19 protein-coding genes and 1 riboswitch are annotated in these 24,365 nt (G+C 54.4%); of the genes, 12 read left to right on the top strand and 7 right to left on the bottom strand.

All coding sequences use genetic code 11. The features are described from left to right. Positions 1-313 precede the first annotated feature (313 nt). The gene (locus tag ACWI0H_RS04915) at positions 314-961 is read right to left on the bottom strand and encodes a GNAT family N-acetyltransferase (RefSeq protein WP_485875160.1); all 648 of its coding nucleotides are present in this window, start codon (positions 959-961) and stop codon (positions 314-316) included. Positions 962-1,064: 103 nt separating this feature from the next. Next, entirely contained in the window at positions 1,065-1,976 is a 912-nt protein-coding gene (locus tag ACWI0H_RS04910; protein ID WP_485875158.1) for a Kiwa anti-phage protein KwaB-like domain-containing protein, read from the bottom strand. A 797-nt stretch (positions 1,977-2,773) separates the two neighbouring features. Further along, a riboswitch (TPP riboswitch) is annotated at positions 2,774-2,933 on the top strand. A gap of 79 nt (positions 2,934-3,012) precedes the next feature. Between ACWI0H_RS04910 and tenA the strand changes: the two genes are divergently transcribed. The 11 genes from tenA (at position 3,013) to ACWI0H_RS04855 (ending at position 17,710) form a co-directional block, all read left to right on the top strand. Next, positions 3,013-3,696: a thiaminase II gene (gene tenA, locus ACWI0H_RS04905; protein WP_485875155.1), complete on the top strand. Its 684-nt coding sequence runs from the start codon at positions 3,013-3,015 to the stop codon at positions 3,694-3,696. Between the two features lie 27 nt (positions 3,697-3,723). Beyond that, a complete protein-coding gene (gene thiC / locus ACWI0H_RS04900; RefSeq protein WP_485875153.1) occupies positions 3,724-5,613 on the top strand; it encodes a phosphomethylpyrimidine synthase ThiC in 1,890 nt (629 codons plus the stop codon). 418 nt (positions 5,614-6,031) lie between these two features. Beyond that, a complete protein-coding gene (locus ACWI0H_RS04895) occupies positions 6,032-7,108 on the top strand; it encodes an HlyD family secretion protein (RefSeq protein ID WP_041157797.1) in 1,077 nt (358 codons plus the stop codon). Continuing rightward, entirely contained in the window at positions 7,105-9,873 is a 2,769-nt protein-coding gene (gene rbbA / locus ACWI0H_RS04890) for a ribosome-associated ATPase/putative transporter RbbA (protein ID WP_101145917.1), read from the top strand. The genes ACWI0H_RS04895 and rbbA overlap by 4 nt, the downstream gene beginning before the upstream one ends. A 1-nt stretch (position 9,874) precedes the next feature. After that, complete coding sequence (locus ACWI0H_RS04885; protein WP_101145916.1) at positions 9,875-10,999, top strand: ABC transporter permease; 1,125 nt, start codon at positions 9,875-9,877, stop codon at positions 10,997-10,999. Positions 11,000-11,045: 46 nt separating this feature from the next. After that, on the top strand, positions 11,046-11,363 hold the full coding sequence (locus ACWI0H_RS04880) for a hypothetical protein (RefSeq protein WP_041157795.1): 318 nt from the start codon (positions 11,046-11,048) through the stop codon (positions 11,361-11,363). A 4-nt stretch (positions 11,364-11,367) separates the two neighbouring features. Continuing rightward, entirely contained in the window at positions 11,368-12,114 is a 747-nt protein-coding gene (phbB, locus tag ACWI0H_RS04875; RefSeq protein ID WP_035559361.1) for an acetoacetyl-CoA reductase, read from the top strand. A gap of 79 nt (positions 12,115-12,193) precedes the next feature. Further along, entirely contained in the window at positions 12,194-14,485 is a 2,292-nt protein-coding gene (locus ACWI0H_RS04870) for a DUF3141 domain-containing protein (RefSeq protein WP_198556017.1), read from the top strand. 53 nt (positions 14,486-14,538) lie between these two features. Further along, positions 14,539-15,060, top strand: a complete 522-nt coding sequence (locus ACWI0H_RS04865) for a universal stress protein (protein WP_101145915.1) — start codon at positions 14,539-14,541, stop codon at positions 15,058-15,060. Continuing rightward, positions 15,053-15,700, top strand: a complete 648-nt coding sequence (locus ACWI0H_RS04860; protein WP_045812156.1) for a TetR/AcrR family transcriptional regulator — start codon at positions 15,053-15,055, stop codon at positions 15,698-15,700. The genes ACWI0H_RS04865 and ACWI0H_RS04860 overlap by 8 nt, the downstream gene beginning before the upstream one ends. A 171-nt stretch (positions 15,701-15,871) precedes the next feature. Continuing rightward, complete coding sequence (locus ACWI0H_RS04855; protein WP_157826475.1) at positions 15,872-17,710, top strand: esterase/lipase family protein; 1,839 nt, start codon at positions 15,872-15,874, stop codon at positions 17,708-17,710. A gap of 189 nt (positions 17,711-17,899) precedes the next feature. Here ACWI0H_RS04855 and ACWI0H_RS04850 read toward each other — a convergent pair whose 3' ends face one another. Then, positions 17,900-18,979, bottom strand: a complete 1,080-nt coding sequence (locus tag ACWI0H_RS04850; protein ID WP_035559355.1) for an NAD(P)-dependent alcohol dehydrogenase — start codon at positions 18,977-18,979, stop codon at positions 17,900-17,902. Positions 18,980-19,184: 205 nt separating this feature from the next. Here ACWI0H_RS04850 and ACWI0H_RS04845 point away from each other — a divergent pair, with 205 nt between their 5' ends. Continuing rightward, positions 19,185-20,651, top strand: coding sequence for a DASS family sodium-coupled anion symporter (locus ACWI0H_RS04845; protein WP_101145913.1), 1,467 nt, complete (start codon positions 19,185-19,187; stop codon positions 20,649-20,651). 119 nt (positions 20,652-20,770) lie between these two features. Here ACWI0H_RS04845 and ACWI0H_RS04840 read toward each other — a convergent pair whose 3' ends face one another. The 4 genes from ACWI0H_RS04840 to ACWI0H_RS04825 form a co-directional block, all read right to left on the bottom strand. Beyond that, positions 20,771-20,956, bottom strand: coding sequence for a CsbD family protein (locus tag ACWI0H_RS04840; RefSeq protein WP_101145912.1), 186 nt, complete (start codon positions 20,954-20,956; stop codon positions 20,771-20,773). A gap of 123 nt (positions 20,957-21,079) precedes the next feature. Next, positions 21,080-22,189 (bottom strand): DUF2955 domain-containing protein, encoded by a 1,110-nt coding sequence (locus ACWI0H_RS04835; RefSeq protein WP_232774705.1) that lies wholly within the window; start codon positions 22,187-22,189, stop codon positions 21,080-21,082. Then, positions 22,179-23,240, bottom strand: a complete 1,062-nt coding sequence (locus ACWI0H_RS04830) for an HlyD family secretion protein (RefSeq protein ID WP_101145910.1) — start codon at positions 23,238-23,240, stop codon at positions 22,179-22,181. The genes ACWI0H_RS04835 and ACWI0H_RS04830 overlap by 11 nt, the downstream gene beginning before the upstream one ends. Positions 23,241-23,444: 204 nt before the next feature. Further along, positions 23,445-24,365 (bottom strand): EamA family transporter, encoded by a 921-nt coding sequence (locus ACWI0H_RS04825; protein ID WP_101145909.1) that lies wholly within the window; start codon positions 24,363-24,365, stop codon positions 23,445-23,447.

Here is a 24,365-nt window from a genome sequence, read left to right as displayed (position 1 = left end):
ACATAGAAAGAACACTGTTCGACAACAAGGATAACTCGGTTACGAAAAGTAAATTTTTGTTGCAGGAAAGTGCCTTTGCCAGGAAGGTAGAGGCACTTCGGTTATCGACTTAGAGCCGAAAACGGTTCATCAGTATGGCGAGCATTGCCGGTTTTTGGTTTCGGCGAATCAACGAAGAACACTGAATGGTTTACAAAGTCACGGATGACGCTTTGCTTATTGCCTAGCTCCGGTACCATTACTGACTTAACGCCGCGTTAAGGGACAAATTTCCGGAGCGAAGCGCAGGTAATTCGTCCCGCTTGAGCAATCTTTAAGTGCATTTTCTCTCCATGGGTATACCGCTGTCGGCCTCATATGCCTGACTCGCAAACTCTGTATCTTCCATGGAGAATCCATGCTTTTCAAAGTAAGGCACTTGATCCCTTGATGCGGCTGATAAGGTTACTTTTGAAATTTTGTTATTTTTACCTAGCTGCAGGATATTCTCTAGAAGCTCAGAAAATAAGCCTAAGCTGCGATAATTATGGTACTGGTAGTTTTGTTCTGAAGATGAAACCGGCTCATAAGGGTTGCTGAACTCAACATCAGAGATATGAAGGTTGTTTGGATATGTTCTTGCCAGCAATAGTTGGCCACAGATATCTCTTTCAAGGCTACTATCATCGACGTGGGCGTGAACAAGTAAAATATCTTGCAAAGCTTTGCATTTCATTACCTTTTCAACCCTCTGATAGATTAAAGGGTCGCGTTTGTCGAAATATCTAGACAGCTTCTTCGGGTTAACTTTGGCTCCTGATTCAACAAAGTGCATCCAGGCGTTAGCGCCTATTTCAAACATACAGCCAGGCTCTAGTTTCGCAATTTCAGCAATATCACCCATACCGTAATAATCGATAATCACCTCTTCGTCGAACTTCTCTTTTAGGCTTTCAACGGGATAGACCTCTTCGAGGTTCATTCTATGCTCCTTGCACTTACGCCGCTCAGCACGCCCGGCTGCGGAATGGAGGCGAAGCCGCAATGCAGTAGGCGTCGCGTGCCTGGCCTTGTTAGATGCTCGCCTAAACAACATCCGCATCAGGAACATCATAAATTATTTCTGTAATCTCGCTCAAAAGGCGATGATCCAGCAATACTTGCATGACTGTCTTCGCGGTATTTGCACAAACAATCAGCTTCCCATTGTCATCGAAGTTAAGCCCGAAATTTCTAGACAAGTTAACCTCTTGTAGCTTTTGAGGGAAGTCAGGTCGAAGATATAGCGCTTTAGTCTGGATGACTGTTATTCGCCGCAACTGTATAGCATTGGTTCCGACATATTCCTTCAAGGGCTGAATATCAGAGAATATAGCGTTAAAGGCCGGATCCACTGCCAAATCTTCAAAATTCTTCTGATAGATTTTCTTTTCTGACAGAGTGCTTTCATAAGCTCGCTTTGACATAACAAAAACCGTTTCATTTATGCAGTAAAAGTCAAAGTAGTAATCAAACGAAAACGTTTCTTCAGGTGTCGCAGATAGCTCACCGTTTTGAAATACGGCATTGATTAGCGAATTTCTTACTTTTGGTCGCCAACTTGGTGCGGTTTTTCGGACTGCGTATACTGTATTACCATCGTGTTGGAATTTCACGAGATAACCTGCCGCTCCCTTTATATGTTTAAGCTGTGCATCTGTATTTTCTGCCTCAGGAGCATCCACTACACCAAGCAAAGCAATAAGACCTTCGCTCTCAGCCAACGAATGCGTCAAGCAACTGCTCTCATTGTTCTGAGAAATTGGACTGTAGCTGATTTCTTCTGTGGTTTTCGCAGAACTTTCAATAATCGTTTGGCGGAATAACGTTTCAATCTTCTCATCTGTTCGCACATGCCAAGCTCGAAATCTCGCATCAGTTGCACTTTTCTTAAATACCCACAACTGCACCGTAGCCTGTTGATAGTCAAAACTTCTCCAATCTACAAAGTCTGTCATTCCGCTCTGCCCCCCTTAATTATGTAGTTGTCTTGAATCACTCCACACTGGTATTCACCAGGAATGAGTTTGGATTTGCTTAATACTCGTGCAGTTCGGGCATGTCCATTAACCAACACCTTGGCCTCATAAAGATTCCATCCGAAAATTAACAGTATTGGGTTTAGAATAATCTGACCTGACTTAAAAGTTATAAGAAACAACCATGTAAAGAACAATATAAGACCTGCTAATTTACCCGGCGACCCGTAGTCAACCCCCATGAAGGCTACGATATATGGAAAGCTATAGCTGATAATTTCACTAGGAATTGGCTTTGCCTCGACCACACGTACGGGATACTTGTATCGAATTTTGGTGAGTATTCCGAAGGTCAAACCGAGGCATAGTGCCGTCACAACTAAAATCGACAAAGACAGAAATGAATGATCGAGAGTTGGAAGCTCACATGACCTCCAGTCTGTGCAGATGCCTGAGGTCCAACTGTCATTACTGATGTCTTGGAGCGCAAGAATAAGTGACAATGGGAAATAAGATCCCAAGAACACGAGTAATGCGGGTATAAATCGAAATTGCATAGCTTTACCTCCCGCATTTAACAGTGATCCTACACCCCGGTGTACAACCTCAATGACCGCGACGACATATTAACTGGGGTTTTGCAGCCATTCGATTTGACTCTACCCCATTGGTTCTTCTGATAGCAAAGCAAATTTCGGCAGCTTATGCGATTCGCCATTCCAAACAATCCCCTACCCCTTGCATCTCCCCCACCCGCCTCCTACACTCCACCAACGAACAGCTTGACGGGGTGCCGGTGATATCCGGCTGAGATGGCGCAGGGCGAGCATTTTTGCTGCCAAGCGCTGGTCCCGCTGAACCTGATCCGGCTAATGCGCTGCTGCTCACATGAGTTGCGGCGCGGGTACCGGCGTAGGGATCAAGCGATGGCCGCGGCGCACCTTTACGCCACCCTTCCGTGCCATTTCCTCGATCTTTCTCGCCTGCCCTCCGGATCATTACCACCGGAGGCATCATGGGCTACCGCTTTACCGATCTCACTACCGCTTGCCAAGCAGATTGGCGCGCCTACATTGAGCACGATTTCGTGCGCCAGCTGGGCAATGCCACGCTGCCTGATGCATCGTTTCGTCACTACCTGAAGCAGGATTACCTGTTTTTGATTCACTTCGCCCGCGCCTACGCGCTGGCTGCTTATAAAAGCCCCACCCTCGCCGATCTTCGCCAAGCCCATGAAGGCTTGAAAGCCATTGTGGATGTGGAGCTGGGCCTGCACGTGGGCTTTTGCCAGGAATGGGGGATTTCTGAGCAGGAGTTGGCGGAACTTCCTGAAGCCAGAGCGACGTTGGCCTATACCCGCTATGTATTGGATACCGGCAACCGCGGTGATCTGCTGGATCTACACGTAGCGCTGGCCCCCTGCTTGGTGGGCTATGGCGAAATCGCTAATTGGCTAAACGCCCAACCTTCTACTCTGCGCGGCAGCCAAAACCCTTTTGATGCCTGGATTGCTATGTACGAAGGCGAGGAGTTTCAGGCCGCCATGCAGGCGGAGCTTGCGTGGCTCAACGACCGCCTTGCCGATGTAACCCCCGCCCGCTTTAAAGAGCTTGCCAAGATATTCCGCGATGCCACCCGCCTGGAAATCGACTTCTGGCAGATGGGCTTAGAGCTGATAGACGAAGACCTCTCTCATTAATGACTAACAACTAAAAGGAACCGATCCATGAGCAAGACTAGCCATTTTCTAGCCGAAACCGCCCAGGTCGATGCCGCCGCCATTGCGCCGCTGCCCGCTTCACGCAAGGTGTACGTGGAAGGCTCGCGGCCAGATATTCGCGTACCTTTTCGGGAAATTACCCTGTCGCCCACCAAAACCAGCACCATTGATGAAGAGAACCCGCCGCTGCTGGTTTATGACACTTCTGGCCCTTACACCGATCCCGATGCCCAAATTGATCTACGCCGCGGGCTGCCGGAACTGCGCCGCGCCTGGATCGACGCGCGGGAAGATACCGAGTTTCTATCAGGCCCAACGTCTGAATACGGCAACCGCCGCGCCAACGACCCGATGCTTGCCCAGCTGCGCTTTGATTTAACCCGCACCCCGCGCCGCGCAAAAGCAAGCAAGAACGTGACCCAGCTGCACTACGCCCGCCAGGGCATTATTACGCCGGAAATGGAGTTCATCGCCCTGCGGGAAAACCAGCGTCGCCAAACGTTAGGTACCGCTGAAGTAGAGCGGATTCTGGGCCACCAGCACAAAGGTCAGAGCTTTGGCGCCAGCTTGCCGGAGGAGATCACGCCAGAGTTTGTGCGCGATGAAGTCGCCCGAGGGCGGGCAATTATTCCTAACAACATCAACCACCCCGAAAGCGAGCCGATGATTATTGGCCGTAACTTCCTGGTCAAGATTAACGGTAATCTGGGTAACTCGGCGGTAACTTCTTCCATCGAGGAAGAGGTGGATAAGATGACCTGGGGTATCCGCTGGGGCGCGGACACCATCATGGATCTCTCCACTGGGCAGAACATCCACGAAACCCGCGAGTGGATTCTGCGCAACTCGCCGGTACCGATTGGCACGGTGCCTATCTATCAGGCACTGGAAAAGGTCAAAGGCGTGGCCGAAGACCTTACCTGGGAAGTCTTCCGAGATACGCTGATCGAGCAGGCCGAACAGGGGGTGGACTACTTCACCATTCACGCGGGCGTGCTGCTGCGCTATGTGCCGCTCACCGCCAAACGAGTCACCGGCATTGTTAGCCGCGGCGGGTCGATCATGGCCAAGTGGTGTCTGTACCATCACCAGGAGAGCTTCCTGTACACCCACTTCGAGGACATCTGCGAGATCTGCAAGCAGTACGATGTGGCGTTCTCCCTCGGCGATGGTCTGCGCCCCGGCTCGGTGGCGGATGCCAACGACGAAGCGCAAATGGCGGAGCTCAAGACCCTTGGCGAGCTGACCCATATCGCCTGGAAACACGATGTGCAGGTGATGATCGAAGGTCCCGGCCACGTGCCCATGCACTTGGTGAAAGAGAACATGGATAAGCAGCTGGAATACTGCGACGAAGCGCCCTTCTATACCCTCGGCCCGCTGGTGACGGATATCGCTCCCGGCTACGATCATATTACCTCGGGTATTGGGGCAGCGATGATCGGCTGGTTTGGCTGCGCCATGCTCTGCTACGTCACTCCGAAAGAACATCTGGGCCTGCCCAATAAAGACGATGTCAAAACCGGCATCATCACCTACAAGATTGCCGCCCACGCAGCGGACTTGGCCAAGGGCCATCCGGCGGCACAGCGGCGCGACAACGCGCTTTCCAAGGCGCGCTTCGAATTCCGTTGGGAGGACCAGTTCAACCTGGGCCTAGACCCGGATACCGCCCGTGAATACCACGATGAAACCCTGCCGAAGGATTCCGCCAAGGTGGCGCACTTCTGCTCCATGTGCGGGCCGAAGTTCTGCTCCATGAAGATCAGCCAGGAAGTGCGTGACTATGCCAATGAGCACGGCCTGAACGGTGATCAGGAAGCGGTGATGAAAGGCATGGAGGAGCAGGCGGAGAAGTTCCGCAACAAAGGGAGTGAGCTGTATCAGGAAGTTTAAATCTACCAACGCACGATAATTTACTGCTTGCTGCGGCTTTTCCCTGGGGAGCGCTAAAAAATGGCCGCAACCTCCCATCGCTTGTGTGCTCCTTTGTTTTCTAGCGCTGCCCCAAAAGTATGGCTTAACAGTAGTTTTGCGCAACGTAGCTCATTTAACATTTGAGAGTGACGAAAAAAACCTTGGTATAGCTACCCAGCTCATAGCAAATACTATCAATTAAATACCGACTAGTCGGTATTTAATTGACCTAAATCAAAATCACAATTAATAATAATAGGATAATAGAATCCGTTTATTACGTTCTGTGATGCGCCACCGCTGGCACAGAGCGACGAGCTTAAGCCCTTTGGCCCTGGCCCATCCTCTGAGCTGCTCATCAATCGTCTGGCCATCCGCCAACCGAGGATGCAACATTATGAAGTTCAGCAGTAAAAGACAGTGGTTCAAGGGCCTGGCAGCCATAGTTGTTATAGGCATCGCGGCCTGGTTGACCTGGTGGGAACTGCAGCCGGAGGGCCTAGGCGAGGGCATCACCCAAGGCAATGGGCGCATCGAAGCCACCGAGATCGACATCGCCACCCGGGTCGCTGGCCGCCTCGAGGAAGTACTGGTCGAGGAAGGTGAGTTCGTCGATCCAGGCCAAGTGGTCGCCCGTATGGATACCGCCACCCTGGAGGCTGAGCTGGCTCAGGCCAGCGCACAGTCCCGCCGGGCCGAAAACGCCCTGGAGACAGCTCGAGCCATGGTAGCCATGCGCCAGAGCGAGCTGGAAACCGCCAGAGCCATCGTCAACCAGCGCCAGGCAGAACTAAACGCCTCTCGCAAGCGCTACGAGCGTTCAGCCAGCCTAGTGGAGCGCAACGCCATCTCTCGCCAGCAGTTCGACGATAGCTTGGCCGACTACCAGAGCCAGCAGGCCGCCCTGGCCTCAGCCAATGCCCAAGTACTCTCCGCTCAGGCCGCCATCCGCGCTTCCGAATCCCAGGTCATTGAGGCCGAGTCAGAGATAGAAGCCACCCTTGCCGCGATCCAGCGCATTGAGGCCGACCTGGACGACAGCGAGCTCAAAGCCGACCGCTTGGCCCGTGTACAGCTCCGGGTGGCCGAACCGGGCGAGGTGCTCAGTGCCGGTGGCAAGGTACTCAACCTGATCGACCTCACCAAGGTCTACATGACCTTTTTTATGCCCACTCGAGATGCTGGTCGGGTGGGCATTGGTGACGAGGTACGCCTGGTGCTGGATGCTGCCCCTGACTTCGTGATCCCGGCACGGGTGAGTTTCGTGGCCAGCGTCGCCCAGTTCACCCCCAAGAGCGTGGAAACCGAGAGCGAACGCGAGAAACTGATGTTCCGCGTGCGCGCCCAGATCGATCCAAAGCTGCTGCTTGAGCATATCGAGCAGGTCAAAACAGGCCTGCCCGGCATGGCCTACCTGAAGCTCGAGGATGACGCCACCTGGCCCGACCACCTAGAGGTCAACGTCACCCCATGAGCGAGAAGACGCAACCCGTAGCCCAAGTCAGCGCGCTCACCTTACGCTACGGCCGCACCATAGCCCTGGACGCGCTGGATCTGGCACTGCCGTCCGGCTGTATGGTCGGGCTGATTGGCCCGGATGGCGTCGGCAAATCCAGCCTGCTGTCGCTGCTCGCTGGCGCTCGTGCCGTGCAACAGGGTGTGATCAAGGTGCTGGGCGGCGACATGAGCGACAAGCGCCACCGTAACTCAGTTGGCCCGCGCATCGCCTATATGCCACAAGGGCTAGGTAAGAACCTCTACCCTACGCTCTCGGTGGAGGAGAACCTGCAGTTCTTCGCCCGACTATTCGGCCACGGAGCCGGTGAACGCCGGCGGCGTATCGACGACCTGACCCGCAGCACCGGGCTATATACCTTCCTCGAGCGACCCGCTGGCAAACTCTCTGGCGGCATGAAGCAGAAGCTCGGACTCTGCTGCGCGCTGATTCACGACCCCGACCTGCTGATTCTCGACGAGCCCACGACCGGCGTGGACCCGCTGGCCCGCGCCCAATTCTGGGAGTTAATTGCAAGCATTCGTGTTGACCGCCCGCAGATGAGTGTGTTGGTCGCCACCGCGTACATGGACGAAGCCCAGCGTTTCGACTGGTTGGTGGCTATGGACGCCGGCAAAATACTTGCCACCGGCTCCCCGCAGGAACTACTTGCACGCACCCACAGCGACTCCCTGGAAATGGCGTTCATCGAGCTGTTGCCGGAAGAAAAAAAGCGCGGCTATGCGCCGGTGCACATCCCGCCGCTGGCGCAGGATGACAATGAAGTCGCCATCGAGGCCAAGGACCTCACCATGCGTTTTGGCGACTTCATCGCCGTCGACCATGTGAGCTTCCGCATCCGGCGTGGCGAGATCTTTGGCTTTCTCGGCTCCAACGGCTGCGGTAAGTCGACCACCATGAAGATGCTCACGGGGCTGCTACCCGCCAGCGAGGGCCAAGCCTGGCTGTTTGGCCAGGAAGTGGATCCCCGCGACATTAACACGCGTCGCCGGGTTGGCTACATGTCCCAGGCATTCTCGTTGTACGGCGAACTGACCGTACGTCAGAACCTGGTGCTGCATGCGCGCCTGTTCCAGATCGCAGAACATGACATATCGGCAAAGGTCGCCGAGATGGTCGAACGGTTCAGTCTCGAGCAGGCGCTCGACGCCCTGCCGGAGAGCCTGCCACTGGGCATCCGTCAGCGTCTCTCCCTGGCGGTGGCAATGGTCCATAAACCCGAGCTACTGATTCTTGACGAACCCACTTCCGGCGTGGACCCCATCGCCCGCGACGCCTTCTGGCGCCTGCTGATTGAGTTGTCGCGCCGCGACCGCGTGACGATCTTCATCTCCACCCACTTCATGAACGAAGCCGAGCGTTGCGACCGCATGTCGATGATGCACGCAGGGAAGGTGCTCGACAGCGATACCCCCTCAGCACTGGTAGCGAAACGCGGTGCGGCGACCCTGGAAGAAGCCTTCATCGGCTACCTGCTCGAAGCTGGCGCCGATCAGGAGAATTCCGCGCAGGAGACTTCACCACAAAAAGCCAGCGATGCCCCGGATACGCCGCTCGTCACCGCAGAGACTCATCACGACACAACACGCCATCGACGCTTCAGTCTCCAGCGGATGCTCAGCTACATGTGGCGCGAAACTCTCGAACTACGCCGCGATCCGGTGCGTGCGACCCTGGCGCTGGTTGGCTCGCTGATCCTGATGTTCGTTATGGGTTTTGGCATCAGCATGGACGTGGAGGAGCTCAGCTACGCCATCCTTGACCGCGACCAGACGTCGCTAAGTCAGAGCTACGCGCTGAACCTCTCGGGATCGCCCCATTACTTTAGAGAGCGCCCGCCTATCTCAGACTATGCCGCGTTGGATCGACGTATGCGCAGCGGGGAGCTGTCCCTGGCAATCGAAATTCCCCCCGGGTTTGGTCGTGATGTAAAGCGTGGCCACAATGTCGAGATCGGAGCATGGATCGACGGCGCCATGCCTCAACGCGCCGAAACCGTGCAAGGCTACGTACAGGGCATCCACCAGCAGTGGCTGCTGGCGCAAGCAAGGCAATCCGGAACCGCCGTCAGCGCAGCAGCAGCCAATATCGAGAACCGCTACCGCTACAATCCTGACATTCAGAGCCTGCCAGCAATGGTTCCTGCCGTGATTCCACTGCTGTTGCTGATGTTGCCAGCAATGCTCACGGCACTCTCGGTGGTGCGTGAAAAAGAGATGGGCTCAATCATCAACCTTTATGTCACCCCGGTCACCCGCGCCGAGTTTCTGATCGGCAAGCAAATTCCCTACATCGGCTTGGCAATGGTCAATTTTTTATTGATGACCGGGCTGGCGATCACATTGTTCGGCGTACCGATCACCGGTAGCTTCCCGACCCTAGCGCTGTCGGCCCTGGTATTTTCCATCATCGCCACCGGCATGGGCCTGCTGGCCTCGACCATCACCCACAGCCAGATCGCCGCTATGTTCTTCGCTATGATCGGTACGCTGATTCCCGCCATCCAATTTTCGGGCCTCACCGATCCGGTCTCGTCGCTGGAAGGCACCGGACGCTTCATCGGCAATATTTATCCAGCCAGCTACATGTTCACCATTAGCCGCGGCGTATTCAGCAAGTCCCTAGGGCTAGGTGACCTTATCGGGTCGTTCCTGCCGATGCTGCTGGCGGTACCGGTGATCATGGGCATGGCGATCGCCCTACTGAAAAAGCAGGAGAGCTGAGATGCGCAGGATTGCAAACATTTATCGCCTGGGCGTCAAAGAGTTCTGGAGTCTATTGCGTGACCCCATAATGCTGGTGCTGATCGTCTATGTGTTCACTGCTTCGGTCTACACTTCCGCGACGGCAATGCCCGAGACGCTGAACAACGCTCCTATCGCTATCGTCGACGAAGACGACTCACCGCTTTCCACGCGTATCGTATCGGCCTTCTACCCACCACAGTTCGTGCACCCGCAAATCATCACCTTCCAGGAAATGGATGCGGGTCTGGATGCGGGAGACTACACCTTCGTACTGGTTATTCCCGCCAACTTTCAGCGCGACGTGCTGGCCGGACGCGGCCCCGACATTCAGCTCAATATCGACGCCACGCGCATGAGCCAGGCCTTCTCGGGTAATAGTTATGTACAGCAGATCGTCATGGGCGAGATCAATGAGTTCGTAAGCCGCTACCGCGCAAGCACCATCCCACCAGTCAACTTGGCACTACGAGCGCGCTTCAATCCGGGCCTTGACCAAGCATGGTTTGGCTCACTGATGTCGATCATCGACAACGTGACCATGCTCTCAATCATCCTCACTGGCGCGGCACTAATTCGCGAGCGCGAGCACGGCACCATCGAGCACTTGCTGGTGATGCCAGTGACCCCTGCCGAAATCATGCTGGCCAAGGTGTGGTCGATGGGGGTTGTGGTGTTGCTAGCGGTGACGTTATCGCTGACTTTCGTCGTACGCGGCCTGCTTCAAGTGCCGATAGAGGGATCGGTTGCACTGTTTCTGGCTGGCGCGGCCCTGCACCTGTTTGCCACCACCTCAATGGGCATCTTCCTGGCGACGCTGGCCCGTAGCATGCCCCAGTTCGGCATGCTGATGATCCTGTTCCTGCTACCCCTACAGATGCTCTCAGGAAGCACCACGCCCCGCGAGAGCATGCCCGAGGTCGTCCAGAACCTTATGCTGCTGGCACCCACAACCCACTTCGTCGAGCTAAGCCAGGCCATTCTGTTTCGCGGTGCCGGCATCGACGTTGTATGGGGACAGTTTCTGACACTGTTAGTCATTGGCAGCGCTCTGTTCGCCATTTCGCTCTCTCGCTTTCGCAAGACCATCAGCCAGATGGCCTGATGCAACCCGCGCGCACATCGGCGCATCACACCAGAAGGAATATACAATGAACCACAATACCATCTTACCTCTGGCACTTTATCAAGCTAATCAGAACCTTTGCCAACAAACGATAGCGCTAGTGCAGAAAAGTCAGCAGACATGGTACGAATTGGGTACACAACCCTTCGCTGGCGGCCCCCCAATGCAGCAGATCTTTGATAATCAGAGCGCTCTGCTGCTTGGCCTCTTCGATACGATGCAAGCCTGGCAGGTACAAACGGGAAAAGCCTTGATTGAGACTGTCAGCGTTGTCTCCCCAGCACTCTACTGGTTAACCGCCAGTTCGCAAGACGATCCGGGTACAACAAATAAAGGAGATTGAACCGATGACTTATCAGCACACAGCTCTGGTCACCGGCGGTATGGGTGGCCTGGGTGAAAGCATCGCCCGAACTCTGCACGATGCAGGGCATAGCGTTCTCGTCACCCATTCGCCAAACAACGACCATGTCCAGACCTGGCTGCAGAAGCAGGCCAGTGAGGGCTACCACTTCTCTGCCTACTCTGTCGATGTGGCCGATTTTGACGACTGCCAGCGACTCGCAAACGATATCCAAGCCGAAGGCACCGTTGTCGACATATTGATCAATAACGCTGGCATCACTCGCGATACCACTTTCCGGAAGCTCTCCAAGGTCGACTGGGATGCAGTGATGCGAACTAATTTGGACTCGATGTTCCATGTAACCCAGCCGTTTTGCGAAGGTATGGTCGAGCGCAACTGGGGCCGTATCGTCAATATTTCTTCGATTAACGGCTCCAAGGGCCAGTTTGGCCAGACCAACTACGCCGCGGCGAAGGCCGGCATCCACGGTTTCACCAAGTCGCTGGCAATGGAAGTGGCAAAGCGGGGTGTCACTGTCAATACCGTCTCACCCGGCTACCTGGAGACCAAGATGGTGCTAGCGGTTCCTAAGGAGATACTGGAATCGAAGGTGATCTCGCAGATCCCGGTTGGGCGGTTAGGCAAACCAGACGAGTTAGCGGCGCTGGTCGCCTTCATCTGCAGCGAACAAGCCGGTTTCATGACCGGCAGCAACGTGGCAATGAATGGCGGCCAGCATATGTTTTGAACATGCGGCCTAGCGGGATGGGTGGCCATGTCGTCTATCCCGTCCGGTATTTTCTCGCACTCACGCAGGAGAAGTTCTCATGGCAAGCGAAGGTTCCAATGATCGCCCCTGGTATACGGACGCATGGCCACTATTGAGCATGGCTCAAGACTATGTAGCTGCCGCGCTAAGCTACACAACCGATGCATGGCAACGCTCGATACTCTACGCCGATGTGATGCGTCAGCGTGGTGATCAGTACCAAGCACACCTTGAGGATGACGCTCCTCACGTGCTCGACTTTCCCTATGAGGTAGTGATATCTGGCCATGAGCTGCCGCGCCCAGTCAACTATGGGCTGGCGCGCATTCTGCTGTCAGAGGGCTCTCCCCCCGCGCCAAGCACAAGCAAACGCCCCTTCGTCGTGGTTGACCCGCGTGCTGGCCATGGCCCCGGCATCGGCGGCTTTAAGGCCGAAAGCGAGGTTGGCGCTGCTCTCAGCGCAGGACATCCTTGCTATTTTATCGGTTTTGGCCCCGACCCTGAGCCCGGTCAGACAATAGAAGATGTGGTGCTCGCCGAAGTCGCTTTCCTTGAGAAAGTCATCGCACTTCATCCACACAGCGAGGGCAAGCCGGCAGTGGTCGCCAACTGCCAGGCTGGCTGGCAGATATTGATGGCCGCAGCCCTTCGCCCCGAGCTATTCGGGCCCATCATCGTGGCTGGTACGCCGGTGTCGTACTGGGCGGGTTGGCCAGGCAAAAATCCGATGCGCTACGCTGGCGGTCTGCTCGGCGGCAGTTGGCTAACCGCACTCGCTAGCGACCTGGGCAATGGCCGCTTCGATGGTGCTTACCTGGTTCAGAACTTCGAGAACCTCAATCCGGCCAACACACTATGGGGCAAGCAGTACAATCTGTATGCAAATGCCGACAGTGAGGCAACACGCTACTTGGGCTTCGAAAAATACTGGGGTGGCTACGTATTCCTCAACGATATAGAGATGCAATACATCGTCGACAACCTTTTCATCGGCAATCGGCTGTCAAGTTCCGAACTGATAACCTCCGAAGGTATTCGCCTGGACTTGCGCAATATCCGCTCGCCCATCGTGGTTTTTTGCTCCAACGGCGACAATATCTCGCCACCGCCGCAGGCACTGGGCTGGATCACCGACCTCTATCGCGATGATGATGAAGTACTCAGCCACGACCAAACCATTGTCTATGCCACGCACGATAACATTGGACATCTGGGCATCTTTGTTTCGGGCAGCGTCGGCCGCAAAGAGCACCGCGAATTCACCAACAATATCGACTTAATTGATGTGCTACCCGCCGGTATCTACCAGACGCAGATTCAGGATAAGCGAGTGGATATGCCCCTTGCGGAACTCGTCGAGGGTGACTATGTGATGTCGATCCAGCGGCGCAGCGTCGAGGATGTGAGCCAGATTGTGCAAGTGGATGCTGAGAACGACCGCAAATTCGCCGCAGTCAACCATATATCGCGAATTAACTTAGGTCTTTATCGCCAGTTCGTTCAGCCCTGGGTACGTACCTGGACTACTCCCGAATCGGCACGATGGCTGCAGAGCGTACATCCGTTGCGTCTCTCTTACGAACACTGGTCGAGCCGCAACCCGATGGCTTTGACAGTGGCTGAATATGCACAGAAAATCCTCGCAGCACGCCAACCAGTAGCGGCAGACAATCCTTTCCTGCAGTGGCAACAAGCCTATTCCGATACCGTGATCTCTGCGTTGGATCATTGGAGGAAACGGCGCGATAACGCTTACGAACAAATATTCAACGTAGTCTATGGATCGCCGTGGGTACAAGCCATGGCAGGGCTATCTGCCGATGACTGCCCCCCGCGTACACATCCTGGGGTCTCGCCCGAGCATCTCACTTTCGTTGCTGAAGAAATTGAGCGGCTGCGCGCCGGAATTTATCAGGGAGGCCTGCTTGAAGCCAGTATCCGCGCACTGTTCTACGTCAGCCGCTTTCGTGGCGAAGCCGACGAGCGCCGCTTTAATCTAGCGGCCAGCTTGCAACAGCCGGACTATCTAGTCCACTTAGATATGGCCTCATTCCGACAGCTAGTACGTCGCCAGGCCAACCTGATGCGCCTTGATCTTGATGCTGCAACCGCTGCCATCCCGCGACTGCTGGCGGACAGCGCCGCGAACGAGATACGCGATCAGGCGCGGCTTCTTGAGCAGATGCTGACCGCCACGGAAGCATTATTGCCAGAAGAAGAGGCAAGCTTAGCGCAAATGCTGAAGGTGTTCGACGATGCAGCCCATGAACAGGAAGCCATCGTCACAGCAGGTAAACGCAGCCTAGGAAGGTCGAACGAAAATAACACTGCCAAGCCTGGAGAGCCATAACCGCCAAGCTTCGTGCCTGACTTATATTAGAAGTATTCACTTAGGAGTCATCCATGTACACCAAATTGCTGGTACCTATAGACGGCAGCCGCACCTCACTTTTAGCCTTGGCACAGGCAAACTATTTAGCAAAGCTGACGGGAGCCAGCATCGAGCTACTACATGTGGTTAATGCAATGGAGTACTCCAATGGTTTCGAAAGCCCGCGCGCCTATATAAAAAAAGTCAGACCCTATTTTCTGAAAGTCGGCAATGATCTGCTCGACAACGCTCGGATACAGCTTGAAGCCCAAGAACTCAGTGTCACCACAGTACTTGTCGAGGCCGAGGGCAAACGAGTATCAGAACACGTTGCGGATCACGCAGCTAAGTGCCAGTTCGATCTGATAATTCTAGGCACCCATGGCCGACGTGGCATGAAACGACTTCTCCTCGGCAGCGACGCCGAGCAAGTGGCACGTATTGCGCCGGTGCCCGTCATGCTGGTCAGAGACGTAAACACACAAGCAATTTCTCGTACTCTAGACAAAGAAATGATAAAAGGTGCCGCATTAAAGCAACCAACTGATGAGTAACTGCACCTTGCCTTCCTCTCCTACTAAACAAGCTCGCAAACATCGCCGACTCCCCCCCGATGTGCGTATAGAGCAGATCCTCTGTGCGGCTTTGTACGAGTTTTCGCAACACGGGTTCGCCTCTGCCCGCATGGAGGATATTGCTCAGCGGGCGGAACTCTCGAAAGGCGGCCTCTATGCTCACTTCAAGAGCAAGGAATCGATATTTGAAGCACTACTATTAAAACGCCTGACACCAAGGTTCAACAATCAGCAGTGGGTGCTCAGCGGCGGCGACTCCCTGAGCGAAGCTATCGAATCCTTTATTGATCACCTCTATAGCCAACTGAGTGATCCAGATGTCATAGCTATGCTGAAGCTGCTGATGACGGAAAGCCGACGCATCCCTCATCTTGTTGATTTTTGGCGCAGGGAGGTAATTGACAAATACCTCGCAGAACAACAGGCCATTTTGAAAACTGCAGCCGATAAAGGGCATCTTCGTCACAGCGCCTTCCTTGAAGACGCAGCGCTGCTAATGGCACCAGCGCTATATGGTGCCATTTGGCAAATGATTTTTGATGAAGCGACTGCCGCCGCCACCGTTGGCTCGCTGCGCCGAGCCCATTTGCGAATGCTGCATGAATTCTTAGCACCATGATCAACTGATGGTTGACTCCCAAATCACCGTTAACTGTAGGTAAAGTTCATTCACTAAAAATCGCCCCGAAAGCGCCACATGACCGATTAATAAGGTGTCGTTGTGAAACCAGCTAAGCTTATCACTTTACTCAACACGCTACTTATTATCCTAATAGTGAATGGTTGTGCCATGGTTGGCGTCTCTTCGCTTAGCCCTGGTGAGTATATCGCGCTTAAACGCGGAGACCTGCTTACCAGTGGCGAGCTAAGCGCAGCTACCCAGGAAACCATCAAAGTTATCGGGCTGGATGAAGGGAGATGCCGTGAGCACTCCCAAAACTGCGTAGATATATTATCCAGCACCGCTGGCATAGCTGAAGAACGCAGACTTTCCGCACTGGCAGAGCTGTGGCTTCAAGAAGCGATGTCAAAAGCAGGATCATCAAGTGATATCCCGAGTACCGAGGCTGACATTTACGCTTGGATTGAGGTTGCCAGACATGCTTATGCTTACTTGTTTTTCTCCGAACGATCTCCTGGGGAACGCGCCTTCGAAGATCGTCAGATACAAGTACGCGACTATTATAACTATTCAGTTCAACAGATTGTTTCAGGGCTTTTTCAACAGAATCTCTCAGCCATTGAAGATAAAAGCCGCTCCTATTCTTTGGATACGCCTAGGCTTTCTGGCTGGAAGGTTACAACCGATCTCACCGGCGTACGCTTCGCCGGCGACATCGACTTACCCGAGAACCTAGTTCCAGCATCTTCACTGGTCTTTTCCGGCTTGCGTAGCACTTATCGCCGTGACGGCTTTGGTGCCGAACTGGTCGCGGTATTAGACGATAGCCTCGCGCTTCATCGCGCTCGACCTTATAGCGAAATGCCTTTTCCGGCACTCACCGCACTAATCCATTTTTCCGGTGAGGATTTGGCTCAGGTGCTATCGACTCAATCACTAGAGGTGATCGTAAGAGACCCCTACCAAGACGACAGCATACAGTTGCATGGGCAACAGATTCCCCTAGCCGCAAATTTCACTGCGGGCTATGGACTATGGCTGGCGCATTCAGGCTTTTCGCGTCAGGCCATACGCTCTCTGCTAGGCCACAGCCAAGGTATCAACCGACCACACCTTTATATGATGCAGCCCTTCGATCCTGAGCGACGCATCATCCTCATGCTGCATGGCCTTGGCAGTAGTCCCGAAGCCTGGGTAAATGTAGCTAATGAAGTGCTGGGCGATGAGAGCCTGCGGCAACATTTTCAGGTATGGCAAATCTACTACCCTACCAATATGCCACTGTCGATTAATCATACGGCGATACGACGCACTGTGAATGAAACACTACTGGAACTTGATCCCACCACAGAAACGCTGGCTTCACAAGGTATCGTTCTAATTGGCCATAGCATGGGGGGTGTATTGGCACGCCTGATGGTCTCTTCTAGCCAAGGTAGGTTGTGGAGCGAATTCGTGGAACAACGCCAATTGCCAAAGGCACATAGGCAACTCGCCCAACAACGCCTAGCTCCCCTACTACGTTTCGAATCGCTACCAGAGATAAAACGAGCAATTTTCATCGCAGCACCACATCGCGGCACACCGGTGGCCGGTAATCGTCTAGGGAGAGCAGTCTCTCGTTTCGTTCGTCTACCACTCACCTTGCTGGAAGAGTTCGACGATGTCATCAGGGCTCTGGCTAATACTGACGCCGAATCAGATGGGGCATACCTGCGCCTTCCCAACAGTATCGATAATTTGAGTGAGGCAGATCCGTTCATTAGAGCAACGGCCAATCTGCCTATCTCCCCTCAAGTTCACTACCATTCTATCATTGCCCAGCGTGACACCAGTGTACCGTTAGAGGTTTCAGATGATGGGATAGTGCCGTACGCCAGCGCACATTTGCCGGGAGCCATATCAGAAAAAGTGTTTATCGCTGGGCACAGCGTCCAGGAAACGGCCCAAGCGATTCTGGAAATCAGGCGTATCTTGCATCAAGACCTAACCGAATATAGTAATTGAAATTCAACCCAGCTGCGTCTTACCACCACTGCCTAGTGCTCTGCGCAGATAAGCAATGATGACAGGTATAAAAGAACGGGCGGAGAAATTTCGCCACAAAAGCAGAGTACTGTACCAGGAGGCGTGAGCTGAGCACACCTCCTACTGAAGAACAGCCTTGCTGCTGAACATCAATCTTAGCTTTGAACCTCAGGAGACCTCAAGCGCCACTTTCAATACGCCGTCTCGCTGGTGGGCGAAGAGATCGTAGGCTTCGACGATATTCTCCAGCGCATAGCGGTGGGTGACCATGGGCCCAAGATCCAACCGACCGGCGTCGATGATGCTCATCAGCCTGCGCATGCGCTCTTTACCACCGGGGCATAGCGAAGTGATAATCTTATGGTCGCCGAGGCCAGCACAGAAAGCGCTCAGCGGAATCGTTAGGTCTTGGGAGTAAACGCCCAGGCTGGAGAGCGTTCCGCCGGGTTTTAACACCCGCAGGGCGGATTCAAAGGTCTGTTGCAGGCCAAGCGCTTCAATCGCGGAGTCGACGCCGCGCCCGCCGGTGAGCTTGAGAATTTCCTCGACCACATCCACCTTGCGGAAATCCAGCGTTACGTCCGCGCCCATCTGCTTGGCCATGGCCAAACGCTCATCAACCCCGTCTACCGCAATGATCATCCCGGCCCCACGCAGCCGCGCCCCCGCCGTGGCGCATAGGCCAATCGGCCCTTGGGCGAAGACCACCACCGTGTCGCCGATTTTGATACCGGCGGCTTCGGCACCGGCAAAACCGGTGGACATAATGTCCGGGCACATCAGCACCTGTTCGTCGGTTAGGCCATCCGGCACTGGCGATAGGTTAGCCTGGGCATCCGGTACCAGCAGGTACTCGGCCTGGGCACCATCGATGGTGTTACCAAAGCGCCAGCCGCCCATCGGTTTATACCCGTGGCCGTGGTGGCCGCCATCTTGTGAGCAGCAATCATCCTGGCAGGCGTAAGAAGTAAAGCTGGGGCAAATGGCGCCAGCAATTACCCGCTGGCCTTCCTGGTAGCCTTTTACGTTGGCCCCCAGTTTTTCGATCACGCCCACGGGTTCATGGCCAATGGTCAGGCCACGCTCCACCGGGTACTCACCTTTCAGGATATGGATATCGGTGCCGCAGATCGTGGTGGTGGTCACGCGCATCAGGGCATCGTTGGGGCCAATCTCGGGGATGGGTTTATCGTCAATTTCGATACGGCCGGGTTCAACGAAGATGGCCGCTTTCATCATGGTAGGCATGGGTCGCTTCCTCAGTGAGGGGAGTCAATGGCACCTCACCATTAAGGCATAGTTGGAAGCGGAAATGATTGCGCTAGATCAAGCTTCGAATTGACGTGAGGCAAGTTGCCAAGCGCCCATCCGCTCTAGACTTAAGTAGCCACTCAAGCACTGCTTTATTGCCTGTGAGCGTACCGCAGCCACCTACTTACTATAGGGTTCCACGATGCCGACGCTACCTTTCAAGCCCTTGCCAACCGCTATTGCGGTGGCGATCACTCTACTGATATGGCTGGCTATTCCACTGCCGGAGGGTCTCACTTCGGACGCTTGGCTGATGCTGGCAATTTTCGTGGGGACGATTGCCGCGATTATTGGTAAGGCAATGCCCATAGGGGCCATCTCAATTATTGCCATTGCGATTGTGGCGGCGAGCGGGGTGACCAGCGACAACCCAGGTACCGCGATTAACGATGCGTTAAGCAGCTACTCCAACTCGCTGATCTGGTTAATTGCCATCTCGATTATGATCTCTCGGGGGCTAATCAAGACAGGGCTAGGAGCCCGCATCGGTTACTATTTTATCTCCATCTTCGGCAAGAAGACGCTGGGGATCGGCTATAGTTTGGCGTTTTCAGAGCTTTGCATTGCACCGGTTACTCCCAGCAATACCGCTCGCGGCGGCGGAATCATGCACCCCATCATGCGCTCTATTGCTAAAGGTTTTGATTCACGGCCGGAAGACGGCACTTCGAGCAAAATCGGCAAATATTTGGCACTGGTGAACTATCACAGCAACCCGATTACTTCAGCAATGTTTGTCACTGCCACTGCTCCCAACCCACTGACCGTGGAGCTAATTTCCATCGCTACAGGGGCGGAAATCCAACTGAGCTGGATGACCTGGGCGCTCGCCATGCTACTTCCTGGTTTGGTCGCTATACTGGCTATGCCCTATATTCTTTACCTGCTTTATCCGCCGGATATTAAACAGACACCCCACGCCACGCAGATGGCTCGGGATAAACTTGCCGAAATGGGTAAACTCAGCCGAGACGAAGGCATTATGCTGTTTGTCTTCTTAGTGTTATTGCTGCTGTGGGCAGATATCCCGGCGCTATTTCTAGGTGACTCGGTAACCCTCAACACCACCACTTCGGCGTTTATTGGGCTATCGATACTGCTACTGACCGGCGTATTAACCTGGGATGATGTGCTAGCAGAAAAGAACGCCTGGGATACCCTACTCTGGTTCGGCGCCCTGATCATGATGGCTACCCAGCTCAACCAGACCGGCTTGATCGACTGGTTCTCTACCAATATGCAGAACTGGATCACCATGATGGGCATCGGCTGGATGGGAGCATCGGCCCTGTTAGTGCTGACTTTCCTCTACACTCACTACTTCTTTGCCAGCACCACCGCACATATTACTGCCATGATGGCTGCTTTTCTTACCGTTGGGTTAACACTCGGCGCTCCGCCCATGCCGTTTGTGCTTATCATGGCCGCCACCTCCTCCATCATGATGACCTTAACTCACTACGCCACAGGCACATCGCCTGTCATTTTTGGGTCGGGCTACCTAACGCTGGGCGAGTGGTGGAAAGCAGGCTTTATTATGAGCGTGGTCAATCTTGTGATCTGGGTAGTTGTCGGCGGTTTGTGGTGGAAATTACTGGGTCACTACTAAACACACTTCTCCAGGCTATTCCCAAATGCTTCAGCGCTGAAGATGAGAAACGGGAGTTTCCAGACCGCATAAACGCCAACAGGGGGCCGAAGCCCCCTGTTGGTATCTGTGTTACATGATTAGCGCTGTTTTTTCTGGCTCTCCTTGGCGTCGCCTTTGCCTTTTTGCAGTTCGCCTTTCGCCTGCTGGGCCTTACCTTTGGCTTCAGTTTTGGTGCTACCGGTTGCCTTGCCCGCGGCTTCTTTCACTTTACCTGCTGCTTTGTTGGCCGTTCCTTTAGCTTTATCATCTTTACCAGTTGTCATGACGAACACCTCTAATCCGTTAGTAGGGAAAACGCCGTGTGTGAAAGGTGCGAGTAACACGGCTAATCACACGTCGACACATTCATCAGAGTAGCCTTTATTAAAAAAGTTGCGCTAATTAATTTATGGCAAGTTGCTCGCGGGTAAACGCGTAGGCGTCCAGCGGTTAAACGCAAAATGCAAGCAAGCTAAGGTCAGCAGTGTAAGGACCAGAGCAATGCTCATCGAAGAGAAGCGATAGAGGGCGCTATACACCAGGTCCTGCTGCGGGCCCAGCGACTGGCCAAACAGAATCCCCAGGGTGGTCATCCCGCCAAAGCCGATTCCCGAGCCACCGCCTTCATGAATATGCTCCCGAGCGAAGAGCATGAGCCCCAGCCAGTAGAGCAACACCACCAGCAAAAAATGGTGACTTTGGGTATAAAGAAGTAGCTGCATGAGTAGCGCCAAGTTACACCCTAACAACGTTCCTACCGCTCGCTTGGCGGCTGATACTTTCGCTCCAGAGTAGCCCAGCGTAAACAGCACCAGAATGGTGGCCATTTGCGCAGACAGTGAGCCCTGCAAATCGAATACCTGAAACACCACAAATGAGAGCGTGGCAGTTAACCCACCCATTAAGGTTTCATGGCGAATTTGCGAGGATGTTTTGGTAACCCGTGGCGGCGGCTTGCGTGCTTCCACGTCGGGAAACAGCGTATGCATCAGCATGGCAATAAATACCGCCAGACCACTGGCGACGAGATTACAGGCGAGTAAATCGCTCAAGTCCACATTGGTGTAGCTGGCAAAGTGCAGCAAAATACTGAGCGTCAGTACGCCATTGGCGCCAAATAGAAACAGTGGCCCCTTCGCCATCAGGTTAAAGCGAAATAGAAAAATGCCCATTACGGCCAAAGTCATCACTACCGGCATATGCTTGAGCAAGCCCACCACCAGACTAACTTCGAGCACGTTGATCGATATATTAGCTAAAAACTGGCGAATGATATGGCCGTTAAGAATCGGCACCATACCCAGTAAAAACATCGGAAAAACGGTAAAAAACACCCCGTAGTTCCACCCCATCAATTGGCTGACCACAAATCCTAGCAAGCCACCCCCGGCGACTCTAAAGCACTGACGCAGGCCATTCTTTGAGAGTTCGGGCTTGCGCTTAGTTGTCGCTACGCTCGAAGACCGCAATCTGGGAAGCCTATTTTTTATAGACCTAGAACTGATTTTAATAAACATAGTGCAGCCAACTGATCAGATGCGCCTGTAACCACACAAATGGCTTCGCCAAGGCAGTATCACCGGGCTGAAGCTGCACCGTGGCGCGTGCACCGCTGGGTAATAAATTCACGATTGGCTGGGTAAGCGCTAGGTGTACGCGCATACGCTGGGCATCGCGTACCCAGCGGTCGGTGGTGGAAATATCGGCGAGCTGACCATTGGCGGCCAACTGCCCTTCGAGAACACCGGCCTCCATGGCAAGCACTTGCGCATCAAATACCTGACCCGGCCAGGCATCAAACACCACTTGCGCGGCATCGCTGGGAGCCACATGGCGCAGGCTTTTTTCACGAAAATCAGCAATGATATCTATCCCATCCGCCACTACCGCTACCGCTGGCTGCCCCGCCTGAACGAAGTCACCTACACCTAGCTGCAGATTGGCAACCCGCCCGGCTTGCGCGGCGCGCACCTGGGTATGGGCAAGATCCAACTGTGCCTGCGAGAGCGCATTATCTGCTTGACGCAAACGCAGGTTTGTCTCACCAGCATCGCCCAACTGCACTTCCAGGCTGACGATTTTAGCCCTGGCTGCTGCTACGCTAGCCTGAGCGGTGCGCTCAGCGGCCACCTGCTGTTCGTACTGTTGGCGCGATACGCTCTGCTGCGCCACAAGAGTTTCAGCACGCTGCAGTTCACCCCGCCGCTCGGCAGCCGTCGCCTCAGCAGACGCCAGCTCCGCTTGTGCAGAGGTTAGCTCTGCTTCCAGCTGGGCATTCTCTCGCCCGGCCTGTTCGCGGTTAAGCTCCGCCTGCTCAACGGCTAAGCGAAACGGCGCCGGGTCTATCTGAAACAGCACGTCACCTTTGGCCACATGTTGATGATCACTCACCAGCACCTCACTCACTGGGCCGCTGAGTTCGGGCGCTATACGCGTTACCGGCCGCATCACCCTCGCCTCCGGCGTCATGGGCATAAAGCTATCGGCTACCAGAAAATAGATAAAAAGCATTACAAAGGCAGCAAGGGCTACCTTCACCCAGCGGGCAAATGTTTGATCAGGGGTCATGCAGAGCTCACTTGTTAGCCACCAGGCAACTACCTGGCCAGCGCCTCTCAACGGGCACGTATCGTGTAGGGAATCGCATAGGGGACTTTAGTCTAACAATTAATTAGCGCGCTAACAATATAGATGTTGTAATGATGAAAATAAAAACCCCATAGCCAATTTTTAGCTACAGGGCTTTATATCGAATAAATCTCACGGTGATATTTACCGCCCCTTGGATAAACTCAGCACGACAATGCCGCCAACCACGACTGCCCCACCTACCAACTGACCGGGGCTAAGCATTTGCCCCAACACGAAGTAACCCAGCACCAGGGAGGCAACCGGCTCGATATTCATCACCGGTGCGTTGCGTGCCATATCGAGTCGCGGCACAAAAATAAACAGCGTCGAAAACGCCGAGCCATACAGCAGACCAAGCAGCGTCAGCCCTAGCCAGCCGGTACTGTTATCCGGCAGGCTCATACCCCCTGGCACCACACCGGCGATGCCGCCAATGAGCATGACGATAAACACCGTCTGCATGGTCAACAGGCTGCGCAGGGTGCTGCCGACCCCGGCGAGGCGGTGCTCGGTAACCCACAGCGCGCAGGCAAATACGAAGGCCGCCAATAGCCCAAACCCAATGCCTGCTATCCAACCCGGCCCCATTCCATCGGCGCTGGCAATCCATGAGGGAATATCCAGCACCACCAGTAAGCCGATTAAAATCGTGCCCATAATCAGGCAGCTACGCAGCGTTGGGCGCGGACCACCCAGCGCCCAACTGAGCAGGGCCAATTGAATCGGGAAGGTATTCACCAGCAGTAGCGCAATCACCACCGGCAGCCTTGCCACTGCCGAGTATAAACTGACGCTTTGAACCGCAATCAGCAGCCCCACCGAGAGCTGCCACGGCCATGAGCCAGCGGGCAGCCATAGGCGCTTTCGCTGCACGATGACCAGCGCTAGCAGGATTAGGCAAGCCACTCCTGAACGGGTTAAAACGGCTAGCAGCAGCCCCGTGCCATTATCAAACGCTAAGCGCGCCGACACGTGGTTAGCGGCGAACATAGTGGCGACGGTCATCATTAGCAAAATCGCTAAATGACGCGGCAATAGTTTGGGCAATGGGGATGCTGACAT

The sequence above is a fragment of the Halomonas sp. NYA30 genome (assembly GCF_976980765.1).
This window is presented reverse-complemented; position numbering and strand designations above follow the sequence as displayed.